The 15,642-nt window shown below is 63.7% G+C and carries 13 protein-coding genes; 10 read left to right on the top strand and 3 right to left on the bottom strand.

What is annotated here, in order from left to right; translation table 11 throughout:
• Positions 1-2: 2 nt before the first annotated feature.
• The 6 genes from DA085_RS01185 to DA085_RS20835 all read left to right on the top strand — a co-directional run bounded on the left by DA085_RS01185 (position 3) and on the right by DA085_RS20835 (position 7,524).
• Complete coding sequence (locus DA085_RS01185) at positions 3-1,295, top strand: ATP-grasp domain-containing protein (RefSeq protein ID WP_109471096.1); 1,293 nt, start codon at positions 3-5, stop codon at positions 1,293-1,295.
• A gap of 108 nt (positions 1,296-1,403) precedes the next feature.
• Complete coding sequence (wecC, locus tag DA085_RS01180; protein WP_109471095.1) at positions 1,404-2,684, top strand: UDP-N-acetyl-D-mannosamine dehydrogenase; 1,281 nt, start codon at positions 1,404-1,406, stop codon at positions 2,682-2,684.
• Between the two features lie 199 nt (positions 2,685-2,883).
• Positions 2,884-3,753, top strand: coding sequence for a hypothetical protein (locus DA085_RS01175; protein ID WP_109471094.1), 870 nt, complete (start codon positions 2,884-2,886; stop codon positions 3,751-3,753).
• A complete protein-coding gene (locus tag DA085_RS01170; RefSeq protein WP_109471093.1) occupies positions 3,750-6,002 on the top strand; it encodes a glycosyltransferase in 2,253 nt (750 codons plus the stop codon). Before DA085_RS01175 ends, DA085_RS01170 begins: the two co-directional genes overlap by 4 nt.
• Positions 5,986-6,726 carry a sulfotransferase family protein gene (locus DA085_RS01165; RefSeq protein WP_109471092.1) on the top strand — a complete coding sequence of 247 codons (741 nt, stop codon included), beginning with the start codon at positions 5,986-5,988 and terminating at the stop codon, positions 6,724-6,726. Before DA085_RS01170 ends, DA085_RS01165 begins: the two co-directional genes overlap by 17 nt.
• A gap of 15 nt (positions 6,727-6,741) precedes the next feature.
• Complete coding sequence (locus tag DA085_RS20835; protein ID WP_154402059.1) at positions 6,742-7,524, top strand: hypothetical protein; 783 nt, start codon at positions 6,742-6,744, stop codon at positions 7,522-7,524.
• Positions 7,525-7,551: 27 nt separating this feature from the next.
• On the opposite strand, the gene DA085_RS20830 is transcribed toward DA085_RS20835, so the two are convergent.
• Positions 7,552-8,400 carry a hypothetical protein gene (locus DA085_RS20830; protein WP_154402058.1) on the bottom strand — a complete coding sequence of 283 codons (849 nt, stop codon included), beginning with the start codon at positions 8,398-8,400 and terminating at the stop codon, positions 7,552-7,554.
• A 291-nt stretch (positions 8,401-8,691) separates the two neighbouring features.
• Here DA085_RS20830 and DA085_RS01160 point away from each other — a divergent pair, with 291 nt between their 5' ends.
• The 4 genes from DA085_RS01160 (at position 8,692) to DA085_RS01140 (ending at position 13,693) form a co-directional block, all read left to right on the top strand.
• A complete protein-coding gene (locus tag DA085_RS01160) occupies positions 8,692-9,429 on the top strand; it encodes a class I SAM-dependent methyltransferase (protein WP_161958377.1) in 738 nt (245 codons plus the stop codon).
• Between the two features lie 408 nt (positions 9,430-9,837).
• Positions 9,838-11,919 (top strand): glycosyltransferase, encoded by a 2,082-nt coding sequence (locus tag DA085_RS01150; protein ID WP_109471089.1) that lies wholly within the window; start codon positions 9,838-9,840, stop codon positions 11,917-11,919.
• Positions 11,916-12,518 carry a hypothetical protein gene (locus DA085_RS01145; protein ID WP_109471088.1) on the top strand — a complete coding sequence of 201 codons (603 nt, stop codon included), beginning with the start codon at positions 11,916-11,918 and terminating at the stop codon, positions 12,516-12,518. The genes DA085_RS01150 and DA085_RS01145 overlap by 4 nt, the downstream gene beginning before the upstream one ends.
• Before the next feature lie 107 nt (positions 12,519-12,625).
• Entirely contained in the window at positions 12,626-13,693 is a 1,068-nt protein-coding gene (locus DA085_RS01140; RefSeq protein ID WP_161958376.1) for a glycosyltransferase family protein, read from the top strand.
• A 58-nt stretch (positions 13,694-13,751) separates the two neighbouring features.
• Here the strand turns inward: DA085_RS01140 and DA085_RS01135 are convergent, their stop codons facing one another.
• On the bottom strand, positions 13,752-14,438 hold the full coding sequence (locus DA085_RS01135) for a sulfotransferase (RefSeq protein WP_109471086.1): 687 nt from the start codon (positions 14,436-14,438) through the stop codon (positions 13,752-13,754).
• A gap of 6 nt (positions 14,439-14,444) precedes the next feature.
• Positions 14,445-15,596, bottom strand: a complete 1,152-nt coding sequence (gene wecB, locus DA085_RS01130; protein WP_237565242.1) for a non-hydrolyzing UDP-N-acetylglucosamine 2-epimerase — start codon at positions 15,594-15,596, stop codon at positions 14,445-14,447.
• Positions 15,597-15,642 lie beyond the last annotated feature (46 nt).

Genomic DNA, 15,642 nt, shown 5'->3' with positions numbered 1-15,642 from the left:
CTATGGCTGACAAGCGCAACCCGCTGATCGGACTGCTCCTCGGCGCGGAGGAGGACTGGCCCCGCGCGTTCGAGCAGATCCTCGGCCTGGTGGGGCCCCTCAAGGTCGGCGGCGAGACGCTCGAGCTGACCTCAGAACGGTTGCGGATCTCGCCGTTCGACCTCACCGACCCGGTGCAGCCCGGCCTCGTGATCGACCGGCTCGCGTACTGGTACTACCACCCGCGCGAGTGGCTCAAGAAGGCCGCGCTGATGAACGACACCTACCTGCTCAACAGCCCCTTCACGTTCCAGTCGATGGAGAAGCACAGCGCCTACTGCGCGATGCTGCGGCTGGGCATGAAGATCCCCAAGACGGTGCTGGTGCCCTACAAGAACCCCGTCGACAACGTGCGCTGGGCCTACACCTCCGCCAAGTACAACGACCGGTTCGACCTGGACGCGATCGCCGACGAGATCGGCTACCCCATGTATATGAAGCCGTTCGACGGAGGCGGCTGGCGCGGCGTCTCCAGGGTGGAGGACCGGGCGGGGCTGCACAAGTCCTACGACGAGTCCGGTGAGATGCTCATGCACCTGCAGGCGACCGTCGACTACGACAAGTTCGCCCGCGCGCTCTCCATCGGGCCGGAGACGATGGTGATGGACTTCCGTCCCGAGCAGCCGATGCACAACCGGTATGCCGTCAGTTACGACTTCCTCTCACCCCAGGCCGGGTGGGAGGCCGAGACGGTGAGCAAGGTGGTCAACGCCTTCTTCGGCTGGGAGTTCAACAGCGCCGAGATGCTGGTCGCCGGCGACGAGGTGCACCCGATCGACTACGCCAACGCGTGCCCGGACGTCGCGGTGACCTCGCTGCACTATTACTTCCCCTGGGCGATCACCGCGCTGGTCCGCTGGTCGGTGTTCGCGCTGGCGACCAACCGGCGTGCGACTGTTGACCTGGAGACCCGCCGCTACTACGAGATCGCGGACGACGAGTCCCTGGACTACCAGGCCAAGATGGAGCGCTACCGCGCCCTGGCCGACGCCCACTTCGACACCGAGCGCTACTGGGAGTTCTGCCACGAGCACCTGGCGCACCTGCCCGAGGCGGTGCTGGAGTGGGTGGACTCGCCCGCTTTCGACAAGATCCTGCTCGACACAGTGCGCTCGACGTATCCCGCGCACGAGCACGACAAGTTCGCCGCGCACTTCCGCGGACTGGTCGGGCTGTGGGTCAAGGACCAGCGCAACCTGGCTGGTGGGCCGTCGGACACGCCAGCGCGCGAGGTCGACGCCGAGATCCTGTCCTAGGGCGAACACTTGGCGGACCCCGCGCGGCGCAGTGCTGCGTAGCACCGGCCGTGGTCGGTTTGGGTAGAGTCAGCCCGGTCCTACCCACGTACAGGAAGTCCTACTCCTATGTCACTGAGCGTCGCAGTCATCGGGCTGGGCTATATCGGCCTTCCCACGGCGGCAATCCTGGCCAGTCACGGGTACCAGGTGCTGGGGGTGGACGTCAACGACCGTCACGTCGACGCCGTGAACGCTGGCGAGATCCCGTTCGTGGAGCCCGATCTGGTGACCTACGTGGCCGGGGCGGTGAGCCAGGGAACGCTGTCAGCGCAGCGAGAGACGCCGAAGGCGGATGTCTACATCATCGCTGTGCCCACGCCCTTCGCAGACGGCTACGCGGCGGATCTCAGCTTCATCGACGCAGCAACGGACGGGCTCATCCCGCACCTGGAGGGCGGCGAGCTCGTCATCCTGGAGTCAACCTCCCCTCCTGGAGCCACCCAGCACATGGCGGACCGCATCACCGCTGCGCGGCCCGAGCTGACGACGGCCGAGGAGGGGAGCGAGCGCAATGTCGACGTGGCTCACTGCCCCGAGCGTGTGCTGCCAGGGCGTGTGATGGTGGAACTCGTCGAGAATGACCGCATCGTCGGCGGCCTGACCAGTCAGGCGGCAGAGCGGGCCAGGGACCTCTATGCCAGCTTCTGCAAGGGCGAGATCTTCCTCACGGATGCGGTCACGGCCGAGATGGCCAAGCTCACCGAGAACTCATTTCGGGACGTCAACATCGCCTTCGCCAACGAGTTGTCCATCATTGCCGAGAAGATCGGCATCGACGTCTTTGAACTCATCGAGCTGGCGAACAAGCACCCTCGCGTCAACATTCTGCAACCCGGTCCTGGAGTGGGTGGACACTGCATCGCCGTCGACCCGTGGTTCATCGTCTCCTCCGTCCCCAACCAGGCTCGGCTGATTCGTACAGCGCGTGAGGTCAACGACAGCAAGCCGGAATATGTCATCAACCAGGTGCTCAGTCACCTGGACGGCGTGCGAAGCCCCGTCATCGCGACCTTGGGGCTGGCCTTCAAGCCAGACATCGACGACATGCGGGAGTCCCCCGCCCTGGAGATCACCCGAGCCATCGCCCAGCGTCTTCCGCAGGCCACGATTCTCGCCGTGGAGCCGAATGTCGACGAACTGCCCGCCCGACTGAACGATCTCCCGAACGTGCGCCTCAGCGGTATCGATGAGGTGGAGGAGCGAGCGGACGTGGTGGCACTGCTCGTGGATCACCGTGAGTTCAAGGAGCACGGTGCCTTGACGACGAGCGCTCCAGTTGTGGACACGCGCGGAGCGTGGAGGCAGGGGCCGCAACACGGCACTGACATCTTGACCGCGCGAGACTGAGACAGGAGTGGCATTGGACCAGTCGACTCGAGCCAACGGCAGTCGCGGGACGTCAACCGTCCGCGCGGGGTCGAGAGCAACGCTGCGTCAGATCGGCCGAAGTTCTTCGGTTCGTCTCGCCGTCCTTTGTGTGGGGCTCGGCACTGCTCTCCTTGCCGTTGGGCTGACTGCGGCAGGAGTCGCAGTCCAGAACGCGCTGATGATCGCCGCCGGCCTCCTGCTGCTGAGCGGGCTGCCCTGCCTGGTGATCCTCGCGCACCTCACCGTCGGGCTTGCCCGCATGGCAAGCCACGCAGGCGCCACGGAGGTGCATGCTCGGGAGACTGTCAACAAGTTGTCGAGCATCGCCTGGGCCACCGCCAGGAGCCGGGACACCGCTTCCAGTGTCGGGAAGGTCGCGCCGGACATTCGGTGGATGAAGGAACGGCTCAAGGGCGTGCCCACAGTGCGTGAGCAGGAAGCCGCGCGAGAAGCAGCGAGGCTGAGCCCGGACCGCCTTGGCCACACCAATCCATACGCACCGGGCCTGATCCAGGTGAGCAAGGTAGCCGTGCCCCAGATGGCCGTTCCCGGCCGGGCAGCCGCGAGCAGACCCGATGATCCGTTGTCCGACGCAAAGCTGGCGACACTCCTGGCAGGCAACTTCGAGTCCTCCCGACCTCTGGCGTGTGTCATCGGCAGCGATGCGCTGGTGGCCCTGATCCGGGCCGACGCCGACGTCACACGTCTCTACCCGAGTTACGAGGCCCCCCGGTTGCCAGAAGGGACAGCCTTCCTCGTGATCGAGGACCGTGCCCTCCTCACGGGACCGTGGGCCGGCGCACTCCAGACGAATGGGACGGCACTCTTTGGACAGTTGAACCGGCTCGCGGAGTCGTGTAGGGCGATGCAGGTCGTCGTGGTGTATGTGGATGGTGCCGTTCCACCGGGGCACTTCACACAGTCACTGAAGGAGATGGCGACCGTCGTGATCCACCCAGATCGTCCGCTCCCTGAAACCGACCTTGCGAGAATGCCTGCGCTCGTCCGGACCCTCGCTCACGGAACGGCCCAGGAAGGAGGAGCATGAGCAAGGTACTGATCTACGGCGACACCTCGGCAAACATCGTGGACGGTTCATCGATCTGGCTGGCCTCGATCACGACGGTCATGTCTCGAGTCTTCGATGAGGTCCACGTCCTCCTCAAGTTTCCACCGCAGAGTGAGGTCCTGCTCGGCCCGCTGCGGGCACTGGAGGGAGTCACTCTCCACCCACCCGTGCCGGAACAGCCACCGGGTGTTGCCCCACCGCAGGCAGCGATCGCGACGCAGGCTCAGCAGATCATCAGCGAAGTCGGAGCAGATGCTGTCCTTGTGCGCGGGCTTGAGGCCTGCCTGGCATTCTCCGAACACGCGGAGCTGAGCAAGCGTCTGTGGTCGTACGTGACAGACCTGCCCTTTCCCCCACGAAGGCTGTCTGCGAACGGTAGGAACAGGCTTAATCGTCTGGCGCGCAAGTCGAGACGGATGTTTTCACAAACAGAAGCCGCAAGGTCCTATCTCGAGGCGATCGCGCCGGTGGCAGCTGGTAAGACCCTTCTTATGCCGCCTATGGTGCCTGACGAAGCCTTCCGGGACTCGGAACGGCATACAGAGTCGCAAACGCTTCAGCTGGTCTATGCAGGAAAGTTCGCTCGTGAGTGGCACACCTATGAAATGTTAGATCTGCCGCGAGCCCTGCGCGATCTCGGCATGGATGCTGAACTGACCGTTGTGGGGGACAAATACAACCGCGACGCGAATGACCCTGAGTGGCCGACACGCATGCGGGATCGGCTCCGCCGAGAGGATGCCGATCCCGACAGCGGTGTTCGGTGGCTGGGTAACCTACCGCGCACCGAGGCGATAGCACTGATGGCACGAGCCGATGTCGGGATCGGATGGCGCTCCGAACGCCTGGACTCCAGCCTCGAAATATCCACCAAGGTTCTTGAGTACGGAGCGGCCGGTGCCGCACCGCTTCTGAATGAAACCCTTGACCACCGTGAACTCTTCACGGACGCGTATCCCCTCTTTGTGAGAGGACGGGACACGGTCCGGGACGTCGCCGAGAAGATTCTCGCGGCGGCTCCACACCTTGACCGTGCGCGTGCACTGGCTATGCAGGTCTCCCAAAAGCACGCGATGGCCAAGGCTGCCCAACGGTTGCGTGATGACTTTGAGGCAGGTGGCGTGCTCGTGAGCGGGACATCGGCCGCAACGTCTCTGGCGTGGCAGGGGAAAGGGAAGCGGGAAGTCCTTGTCGCTAGCCATGATCTCAAGTTCTTTGGCGAGGTTCTCGACGCCTATGAGGGAGAGTCTGATCTCGACGTCCGGTTGGATGCCTGGAGAACATTACATCATCACAACGAACAAGAGAGCCAACGGCTTCTCTCGACGGCGGATGTCGTTGTCTGTGAATGGGCTGGCCCCAACCTTGTGTGGTATTCGCGTCGAGTCGGCCCTCATCAACGACTTATCGCTCGGCTGCATGGCTTTGAGCTCCGTGGTGGCCCGTGGCTCCGAGACATCGTGTTCGATAACGTGGACGCCCTCATCGTTGTGTCCGAGCACTACAAGAACATGGCGATAGCCAAGCTGGGCGTGGCGCCAGAGAAGGTTCATGTTGTGCCAAATATGCTCAACACGAGCGACCTGACTAGGGCCAAACGGACGGGCGCACAGTTCAGACTTGGTCTGGTTGGGTGGGTGCCCTTCCTGAAGCGTCCGGACCGCGCTGTCGACCTCCTCGAGGCGCTCCTCGAACAGGATGATCGCTACACGCTCCATATCCGCGGGCGTGCGCCGTGGGAGTACCCCCACTACTGGAACAATGCCCTCGAACGACAGGTCTACCTGGAGTTGTTCCAGAGACTCGGTTCGGAACGGCTCCGTGAGCACGTGGTGTTCGAGGGGTTTGGCGCCGATATGGCGTCCTGGCTACGAAAGATTGGTGTGATCCTCTCGCCCAGCGACCATGAGAGCTTCCACCTGGCTCCCGCGGAGGGAATGGCCTCAGGTGCCTACCCCATCGTCTGGGAGCGCCAGGGAGCCAGCGACGTGTTTGGTCCTGAGTACGTCCACGCCGACACCGCCTCTGCCGTGGACCGAGTCCTCGGACTGAGGGATGAGATGATGTGGCGTGAAGCAGCAGGCCTGGCTGCCGACGTCGCTGTAGCCCGCTGGGACAGCCAGGCACTTCAGCGCCAGTGGATAGACCTTGCTCGGGGCGAGCCAACGCTGAGCAATCCACAGCAGTTCCCATCCGGCGACAGGACTTCCCATGCCATACGTCAATGAACAGCAGATCGCCGTCCACAAAAAGATCTTGGATTTTCACAACAATACGAATATTTCCTTGGTCAACGGGTATGTCTACTATGCCATTGATAAAGTCGCAAACAGTTCAATCAAGAATGCACTGTTTCACATCGAGTACGGCAAGGTGAAAAAGGAGCCACTGTCGCTCTATGACGAACGTTGCTCGCCCCTGTTGTCGCCGTACCAACTACCGACCGACATGTTGAAGAATGCACTGAACTCTGGGAACTACTTCCGGTTCGCCTTCGTGCGCAATCCATACTCGCGGCTGCTGTCCTGCTATCTTGACCGCATATTGACTGCCACGAGTCGTCCCCGTCGCCAATTGAATATCTCCTTAAAGGCGCAAGGCTTGGGCACGGGAGAAGTCTCCTTCGAGACGTTCATCCGGACTATCTGTGAACAGACGTCCCCGCAGCAGAACTCTCATTGGCGTGTTCAGGCTGACGACGTAGCCCATCCAGTCCTTGAGTTGGATTACATCGGAAAGTTTGAGTCACTCTGGGATGACATGAGGACGCTCAGCAAGGAAATCTGGGGCGAGGTGCGTCCCGAGATGGCCATTGAAGGTGTGAACAAGTCCCCTAAAGCCACCAACGCCAGCGACAGGCTGAAGCAGTACTACACGCCGGAGCTCGCGGGGTTGGTGGCGGAGCGTTATTCAGCTGACTTCGAGCTGTTTGGCTACGAAACGAAGATGTGAGGGGAACGGAGCACGATGAGCGAGCATGAGCGCCCTGAAGCGGCCGTCCCGAAGGTGTGTACGTTAGGGGATTCACACAGCAGATTCTTTCTTGAGTCCAAATTCTTTGCTGGACGGATGGGCTACCGGGATGCTCTTCCATATCGCATCGAGGGGGAAGCCATTGCTGCGGCATCAGTGGCAGGTTTTCGACCACGCGTATCAACATTGGACGTGAAAGAGACCATCCGGAAGGCCTTGCCTCGATATGAGATGGCCGTTTTAGCCTTTGGTCAAGTGGACCTTGAGCTGGGCTTCTATTACCGGGTTGCAGTGAAGAAGGAGGATATCGATCCGGAGGAGTACACCAGGTGGCTTGCCGCTATTTATGGAGATTTCCTTGATGATCTCGATGTTGCGGGCAAGCGGATCGCTCTTAAAGGTGTCAATCTGACAGCCTTGCGCCCTCGGGCATTTGCCGTTCGGTATGTGTCCCGCATTGTGACGCAAAAGGCCAGTTTAACTCCGCGCGAGCGAGACCGCGTCGTCGGCCCTGTCATTCTCACGGAGGCGCAACAGAATCGCATGCACCTTTCGTTCAACGCCAAGGTCAGGGAACTCGCCCACAGCCAGGGTCACCAATATTTTGACCTGGTCGCAGAGACTGCCGACGGAGCGGACGGTGCCTTGAGCGCAACTATTCCGCGACTGGCCGACAGGTTCTTGACGGCAGCGTTCGATCACCACCTTGCCGACACTGTGCCCGTTCGGCGCATGCATTTCGAATCTGTAGGAAGAGTCTTTGGATTGTTGGCGTGACGTGGTGACGCTCCTATGCCAATGGGTTCAAACGTTGCGGGTCAATTCCAGGCCGCGAATCGCAGTGGTGAGTTCATCCCAACGCGGATGATCCCGCATTGTCTCGAGGAGTCGAATGAAGGTCTGGCGGTCGGAACCGATGTGGCCCGGTCCGAAGTCTGGTAGTAGGAACTCGACCCTATTCTCGGGGTGAAGTGCTTCTCGAAACCTGGGGAGGTGGCGCCTCATGTGGTGCCGGTCAGAAGTGTTCTGCATGTAGACGACTGAGGCGCTGTTTGGACGAGCATACAAGTCAACGACGTCTGCTGTGAACGGCACCCTCTCTGTGTTCAGTGCGGTACTCCAGCCTATCGTCATGTACTTCTCAACAGCGGCTTTCGTATAGCGGAAGACGCTTGTTTGAGGGTTAGAGACCAAGGCGAAAGTGTCGGGTAGCATGGCCGCCTGATACAGTGCTGCGAAGCCTCCTCCGGATGGCCCGAAGAGGATTGTGCGGGTATCTTCAGAAATCGCTGATATGAGGTCCGTAAGGTCGCGCTGGAGATTCGGCTGCTGACTATTCCCCCCATACCATGCTAGTTGCAGAGCCGTTGATAGTGCGATTGTCGGGTCGGATATGAGAACCCGGTTTACCCCAAGGCCCTGGGACATCCTATCGCCGGACCATGCTGGGACGTGCTTAACCTTTGCAGGGACAGATCCGGCAAAAGACACTAAGGTAGTTGGTGCATCGCGCCAATCGTAGAGAAAATGAAGTGGGACACCGTGATGATCTATCTCCACCGTGCCCGAGACGCTGGCCCGCGCCGCAAGGAAGGCACCGATGGACGCGAAGCGTGCTGGGGCGGTCGATGTCCGTGTTTCACGCATAGGCATAGGGCGACAGTATCCGAGCACCTATGACGTGCCGGTCGCCGCGCACTCGTGACTGGTAGCCGTTCACGACCCGGACGGGGCCTAGCGGGCATCTCTTCCGGCATGGGAACGGCGTGCTGGACGCGATCGCTGTATAGTCGCGGCGTCTGTGCGTCCAGGAAGGGAGTCCGAGCCCATGGCAGTGGCATCTGCGGGGGTGGGGAGGCATGTGCGGGGCTCCCGACAGGGTTGTGGACTGCTGATGAGTCGCAGGCGGTGGGTGCGGTCATGACGGAGCCCGCACGATCTCGGTTGGAGAAGCTCGAGACGGCTGCGCAGTCCATCACGTGGCACGTCACGTCGGCGCGCTGGCAGGTGGCCCGCGAGGTTGCTGCGGTTGAGTACCTGATGGCAACGCTCGGGTCGGACCGCTTCCTCCCTCCCATCGGGGGCTGGTCGGTCGACTACTCCGTGGTGGCCGCCGTGCTGGACGGCGCTCTTGCTCGCGGGGGCCCCGTGCACTCGTTGGAGCTCGGCAGCGGCGCTGGGACGCCGTGGTTCGCGAGCGTTGCAAAGCTGACCGGCGGGCAGCATGTCGCTGTAGAGCACAATCCGGTGTTTGTTGCTCGGACCATGGCCCTGTTGGAGCACTACGAATTGCTGGACTTTTGCACCGTCGTCGAGGCTGAGCTCACCCCTGGCGCCGACGGTGCGGAGTGGTATGCCCTCGCGCCAATCACGTCACGCGTTTCCGATGGGTCAGTCGATGTCCTTGTGATCGATGGGCCGCCAGCCAGCGTGGGCCCACAGGCGCGGCGCCCGGCCCTGGCACTCCTGGAGCGCCTACTAGCAGATGATGCGTTGGTGGTGCTGGATGACGTCGTCCGCGCCGAGGAGCAGCAGACGTTGGCGGCGTGGGAGCAGGAGTACGGTGACCGGCTCCGGGTCCTGCCGATCCTGGACCGTGCGGCGCTGTTTCGTCTACGTTCGGCAGCACCTTCTGAGGGCCCCCAATCAGGGGACGAGCCCGACCCGACGGAGGAGGCCTAGTGGTCGGGGCGGCACGCTACGAGTTGATCCCGCTCGATGCGGTGGTTGCGTGGCAAGGGGCCATTCTGCTCAAGTCGCCAGTCGAGGAGCCTCGGTCGCTGGTGGTGACGGTGCATGGCTATCGAGCCGATGGGGAGCCCGTTGTGCTGCAGGGTAGGCGCTGGCGCCGTTCCACGCAGTTCGATGCCGAGTTCTGCTATCTGCCAACTGCTCGGGCCGGTCAGGTTGTCCCCCTTCCGGCGCTGCGCAGTCAGGAGGCAGCATCTCGGTTGACGCTGGTCGTCCGGCCGTTTGGTCAGGAGACCCGACAAGCTCACGAGGTTGTCTCGACGCTCTGTTTCGAGGATCTGGACCCAGTGAGGAAGCGCGGACACACGGTTGTCACTACGCACCAGCCGGAGGCTGTCGATGTCTGAGTTGGTGGCGTCGGTGGTGATCGGCTTCAAGGACTGGGGATTGGATCGGTTGCAGCGCTGCATCACCTCGGTCCAGGGCAGTTTTGCAGAGGTGACTGTCGAGGTGATCGTGTCCGACTACGGCAGCCTGGAAGGGGAGCCGGTGGCAGCGGCAGCAGCTGAAGCCGGAGCCCGTTACGTACGCACCGAGACGGATGGAACGTGGTCGCGGTCGCGTGCCTTGAACGCAGGGTTCGCAGTGGCGCGCGGACAACAGTTCTTTGCCACCGATGCCGACATGATCTTTACGCCCGGCGCGCTCGCCTCCGTGTCGCGCAGGCTGGACACCAATCCCCGAGAGGCCATCATCCTCCAGTGCCGCGACCTACCTCCTGACGTAGCGGAGGTGCCTGTGGCAGATACCGATTGGCAGCGCTACGAGCGCGCGGCCACCATCCGTCCCCGGTGGGGAATGGGCGGGCTCGTCGCGACCCACCGGGAGGTCTTCCACGCCCTACGTGGTTACGACGAGCGGATGCACACCTACGGTGGGGAGGATATCGATTTCGGGAAGCGGCTGCGCCGGTTCGGGGTGCCGATCAACTGGCTCGATCAGCCCCATATCCGTATGTACCACGTCTGGCACCCTTCCTCACGCCTCGCTGCAACGCTCGATGAAGCAGCGGAGGCGGCGATTGGACGCAACAGGCGGATCCACGTTAACGACCTCACGACGGCCCGTAACAGAACCCTGTCCCAGATAGCGGAGCCTCGAGCAGTCCCACTTGTCAGCGTGGTGGCACAGGCCGATCGCCCTGCCGGCGTCCTCCGGGCGGAACTCAGTAACGTTCTGGGCCAGTCCGTGCGTGACCTTGAGGTCCTGCTCGTCGATACAGGTGGCGACGGCACCATCGTCGCGCAGCAACTGAACGATGACCGGGTTCGGGTCGTGCCACCTCCGGCCGGTGGGTGGTGGCACGCTCTGGCACAGGCCAGCGGGACCTACAGCATCCTCCACGCGCCGGGCAGCTGGCATGCTCCCACCCGGCTTGAGACCCTCCTGGACCACACCGCGCAGCGCCATCACATGCCGGCAGACGCCTTCGTCACGGCCGTTGCCACTGACAATGGTGAGCTCCTGCCGCTTCCCGCGAGAGAGGACGCGGCGCGGACGTCGCCGTGGAGCTCCCTGCTGCTGCCCACCGCGACGGTCCAGTCTCTTCTGCGCACTTTTCCGCAGGGAGGAACCGACCCGGGCGACCTCGTCGTCGGGCTGTTGCGGAATGGGCTTTCGGTCACCCCCGTCCTGGCGCCTGCTGGGGCGCAGGTGCTGGAGGAGGGCGTTGTCAGTGAGCTGATGCTCGACGACATGGCCCGAAGCGCGCAGAAGCTCGCCTGGCGCTTACGGGCTGGCAACCTGCCGGACGAATGGTTGTTCGCCAAGCCCGCACCAGCCGCGGCCAGAGAGGTCGTCAGAAGCGCACAACAGCTGATGAACGACCAGGTGGATCTGGTCGTGTGGAGCTCCGATGACGACGTACTTGAGTCGCTGGAGCGCATGGCGGACCAGGACACAGCAATCCACCGATGCGAGGTGAGTGACCCCTCCGGCGAGCGGCTCATGACTCTGCTCAAGGTTGCTGGTCTGTCGGGTTCGCTGGGTCGTGCGTTGCGCAGCCAGGCGGCGTCATCCATCCTGGCCGGAACCACTCGGATCGATACGCTCCAGGACGACGGCGAGGTGACTGGCGACAGTTCGGTCCGCTGGATGATCGAGGAGTACTCGCGCCTCTATGGGGGCGACCCGGAGACTGCGGTCTGGGTGGTTGTTCGTGCGGCGGAGGCAGGGGCAGTCGGTCGCGCGGTCCAGGAGATGGAGAGACTTGCTGATGTGACCGTCGTGCTCCATCGAGTGGTGCACGACGGCACGGGAGCTCCGCAGCATGTGGCGCTGGGATTGGTGAGCGCCATCTCCTCCAGCCTGCGAAGTCTGCTCAGTGTCCGAGCAAGCGTCAGCCAGTCCGCCTCGGTCCACCTCTGGCTGGGTCAGGACTGCGACACGAGTCTCCAAGAGCTTGCGGTGACGTCGGCATGAAGTTCTCGATGCAGGTCGACTTGGAGCGCACCGTCATCTCCACCGTCCCCGGTGAGTTCGACGGTGATCCACCAGTCCCGCACCTGGACATCGGCCTCCCGCTGGACGGCATCGCCTCGGCGGATCGTCTCGCGGTGGGTCTCGCGCTGATCTACAGTCCGTGGCTCTCTGGCCCGGTGGAGTTTCCCGAGGCAGTCTCGGCCCTGACCGCCCAGCGGATCTCGGAGTTCTTCGGGGAGCGGTTCGTCACGGTCACGGGTATCGCAGACCGCGCCCTGCCGATCCCCAGGGGTGTCGGCGACGTTCTTGTCGTGGATCTCGCGCTGCGGTCTCGGCCGCCTGCCGACGAGCGGGCTCTGTGCCTGGCGCCGCTTTCTCAGGCCCAGGGCACGGTGTCCTTCGGGCAGCAGCTGATGGTGGCCTCGAATGTTCACCTACTCACCGGCACACCGTCCACCGGCCTCCACACGCTGGGTCTGGCGATCGTTCTCGCCGAGTGTGCTGACGCCAACATCCTGGTTCATCCGAGTGCCGACAACGTGCCGCCTGCCCTGAACCTGCTCCTGGAGTCGGTGGGCCTCGGGCTCACACAGGAATGACGGGAGGCCGCCACCTCGTCGTGGCGTACAACTTCCCACCATTCGCGGACGCCTCAGCTATCACTCAGGCCAAGCGGATCGCCACCGCCGGGCAAACGGTGGACGTCGTGAGCCAGGACATGACGGGTCTGCGGACCCGAGATCAGACCCTCGCGGATCTCGTCGCACCATTCGTTGCCGTGCACGACGTCATCGCAGGTCAACCTCAGTTCATGGCCTGGCCGAGTATGCGCCAGTTCGCTGTCCGCGGTCTGCGCAGGTTGTTGGCGCGGGGATCCCTCGCGAGGTACGCCACGGTCTACTCGCGCTCGATGTGGCCTCACTCCCACGTTCTTGCGGCGCTGATCGCCGTGACCCATCCGCAGATTGAGTGGCGGGCGGAGTTCTCGGACCCGATTCTGCGCCACGTGGACGGATCGATGCGCCGCAGTCAGCCACTGCCCACGGACGACTACCTGCTGCGTCACCTCCGGCGCTCGCTCCCGAGCGGATACCAGGAGTTCCTGTCCGCTGGGGGTGACCAGACACTTCATCTGGTCCAGGCGCTCCCCTTCGCACTGGCTGACCGGCTCGTCTTCACGAATAGCCAACAGCGCACCGTCATGCTTGCTGACCTCGGACGGGAGGTTCTCAGTGAACGGGCGCTCTCCCGCAGTGAGATCTCACCTCACCCAACGCCGCCCGGGCACTGGGTTCGCCCGCCCACAGGGAGTTCGGACCGTCGGCTGTGCAGGATCGGCTACTTTGGCACGCTCTATCCCAACCGTGGCCTGGGCAGCCTCACGGAGGCGATCCGCTTGCTGCCGAGCGAGGTGCGCTCGCGCCTGCGGATCGACGTGTACACCGGGCAGCGCCAGGCGAGTTATGAGCAGGTCATGCGCTGCGGAGTCGGCGACGTGATTCGTCTCCGTCCCGAACTGCCCTACGCCGAGTTCCTCAGCGCCGCCGGCGGCTATGACCACCTGCTCGTGACAGACACTTCACCGGGGGCCTTCCCTGTGGCCAACCCCTTCCTTCCCTCGAAGGTCAGTGACTACTCGGCTACTGGGGCCAATATCCTGGCCATCACCTCGCCCGGCAGTGAGCTCAGCACGCGAGGTTATGCTCCGAGCGCCACCGTGGGGGACGTCATCTCGATTCGGGACGCCTTGGCCGAGGCCGTCCGCTGCGCGTAACGCTGCGACGCCGCCGTTCCGGGCCGCGCCGCCCGCGAGTCACGGCATACCCCCTGTTTCAGTAGGAGTGCCGGGTGGCGAGAACCCGGCGGACGTCGTCAACAACGAACGGCTCACCGAGCCACTCAAAGAGGGGCTCCAGCGCTTCGGTGCGGTTGACGTAGTCCTCGTACTGCACATGGTGGGCGGCCGGCCCGAGCCGCTCGCGGAGACTGTCAAAAGTCTCCTCCATCGTGGCCAGCTTGGACATGGCGTCCGGGTCCTTGGCCCACCAGCCACTCGCCGCGACGTCGGCATGTCGACGCGAGTTCACCAGGAACCGAGCGCCGGGGAAGACCTCCCGCAACCAGTCGACAAACTCATCGACGTCCGCGTGATACCAGCGGATCTCCTTGAAGCCCAGGACGCGAGTGTCATCGTCCGGCCGAAGCAACGTGTTCGTCACGAGCCGACGCACCTCGGTCAGGGCCTGTTCTGTCGGGTACTGGTCGATCCCATAGAACGGGTCGGAAGGGGTCATCATGCCCACGGGCCTCCCGTTGCGGCGATGCATCTCCCGGAACCCCTCCCGGTCCTTCACCAGCGTGCGGTGGTACTGGTGCAGGAAGCGCAGCGCTTGTCTGTTCTCACCACGGATGAGGAACCCCGGAATGGAGTTGAGGATCGCCTGCAAGGTCGTGGACCCGGATCGGCCGTACGTCACGACAAACAGGTACGTCGGTTCGCTCTCAGGCTGTGTGCTCATCGCGGTTTAACCGGCGAACTCGATGGGGCGCTCGGAGCCGTTGAGCAGGTGTCCGATCGCCGCGACGCTGCGCGCGGCCGCCTGCCCGTCGCCGTAGGGGTTCACGGCGTTGGCCATGGCGCCGTAGGCGGAGTCGTCGTCCAGCAGCGAGACGACCTCGGTGACGATCCGCTCCTCGTCGGTGCCGATGAGCTTGACCGTGCCTGCCTCGACGGCCTCGGGACGCTCGGTGTTCTTGCGCATCACCAGCACGGGCTTGCCCAGGGAGGGAGCCTCCTCCTGGACACCACCGGAGTCGGTGAGGACCACGGTGGAGGCCGCCATGACCCGGGTGAACTCGCCGTAGGCGAGCGGCTCGGTGACCAGGACGTTCGCCAGGCCCTCCAGGTGCGGCAGGACGGCTTCACGCACGATCGGGTTGCGGTGGGCCGGAAGCACGATGGTCAGGTCCGGGTAACGTTCGCCGAGGCGACGCAGCGCACGGCCGACGCCCTGCATGGCATCGCCCCAGTTCTCCCGGCGGTGGGTGGTGACGAGCAGGATCTTGTCACCGTCGGCGACGTGCTTGGCCAGGCGCTCGTCGGCGATCGGCAGCCCCTGCTCGACAGTGTGCAGGAGGGCGTCGATGACGGTGTTGCCCGTCACCACGATGAGATCGTCAGCGATCCCCTCGCGCGTGAGGTTGGCCTTCGAGGTCGGGGTCGGCGCCAGGTGCAGGGCGCCCACCTGCGAGGTGATCTTGCGGTTGGCCTCTTCCGGGAACGGCGAGTGGATGTTGCCGCTGCGCAGCCCGGCCTCCAGGTGGACCACCGGGATCTGGCGGTAGAAGGCGGCGATCGAGGCCGCGGCGACCGTCGAGGTGTCTCCCTGGACCAGGACGGCATCGGGTGCCACCTCGGCGAGCACCGGATCCAGCCGCTCGAACACCTTCGCCATCAGCACGTTGAGGGTCTGGCCGTGGGCGAAGACATCGAGGTCGAAGTCGGGCACGATGCCGAAGATCTCGTTGACCTGGTCGAGCATCTCCCGGTGCTGCCCGGTCACAGCCGTGACGGACTCCAGGTGGTCACTGGTCTCGATGGCCTTGATGACCGGCGCGACCTTGATGGCCTCGGGGCGGGTGCCGTAGATGGTCATGACGCGCTGGCGTGAAGTCATGGAGTCGTGCTGCCTCTCAGGACGGAGCAGATCGGTTGCCCCGACA

The sequence above is a fragment of the Ornithinimicrobium cavernae genome, assembly GCF_003121625.1.
Lineage (GTDB): Bacteria > Actinomycetota > Actinomycetes > Actinomycetales > Dermatophilaceae > Ornithinicoccus > Ornithinicoccus cavernae.
Note: the sequence above shows the minus strand (reverse complement) of the source record. Positions and strands in the feature narration are given on the sequence as shown.

Coding starts and splice junctions, on each gene's coding strand:
- DA085_RS01185 (WP_109471096.1), top strand. CDS start 3: ATGGCTGACAAGCGCAACCCGCTGATCGGACTGCTCCTCGGCGCGGAG.
- wecC (WP_109471095.1), top strand. CDS start 1,404: ATGTCACTGAGCGTCGCAGTCATCGGGCTGGGCTATATCGGCCTTCCC.
- DA085_RS01175 (WP_109471094.1), top strand. CDS start 2,884: ATGATCGCCGCCGGCCTCCTGCTGCTGAGCGGGCTGCCCTGCCTGGTG.
- DA085_RS01170 (WP_109471093.1), top strand. CDS start 3,750: ATGAGCAAGGTACTGATCTACGGCGACACCTCGGCAAACATCGTGGAC.
- DA085_RS01165 (WP_109471092.1), top strand. CDS start 5,986: ATGCCATACGTCAATGAACAGCAGATCGCCGTCCACAAAAAGATCTTG.
- DA085_RS20835 (WP_154402059.1), top strand. CDS start 6,742: ATGAGCGAGCATGAGCGCCCTGAAGCGGCCGTCCCGAAGGTGTGTACG.
- DA085_RS20830 (WP_154402058.1), bottom strand. CDS start 8,400: ATGCCTATGCGTGAAACACGGACATCGACCGCCCCAGCACGCTTCGCG.
- DA085_RS01150 (WP_109471089.1), top strand. CDS start 9,838: ATGTCTGAGTTGGTGGCGTCGGTGGTGATCGGCTTCAAGGACTGGGGA.
- DA085_RS01145 (WP_109471088.1), top strand. CDS start 11,916: ATGAAGTTCTCGATGCAGGTCGACTTGGAGCGCACCGTCATCTCCACC.
- DA085_RS01135 (WP_109471086.1), bottom strand. CDS start 14,438: ATGAGCACACAGCCTGAGAGCGAACCGACGTACCTGTTTGTCGTGACG.
- wecB (WP_237565242.1), bottom strand. CDS start 15,596: ATGACTTCACGCCAGCGCGTCATGACCATCTACGGCACCCGCCCCGAG.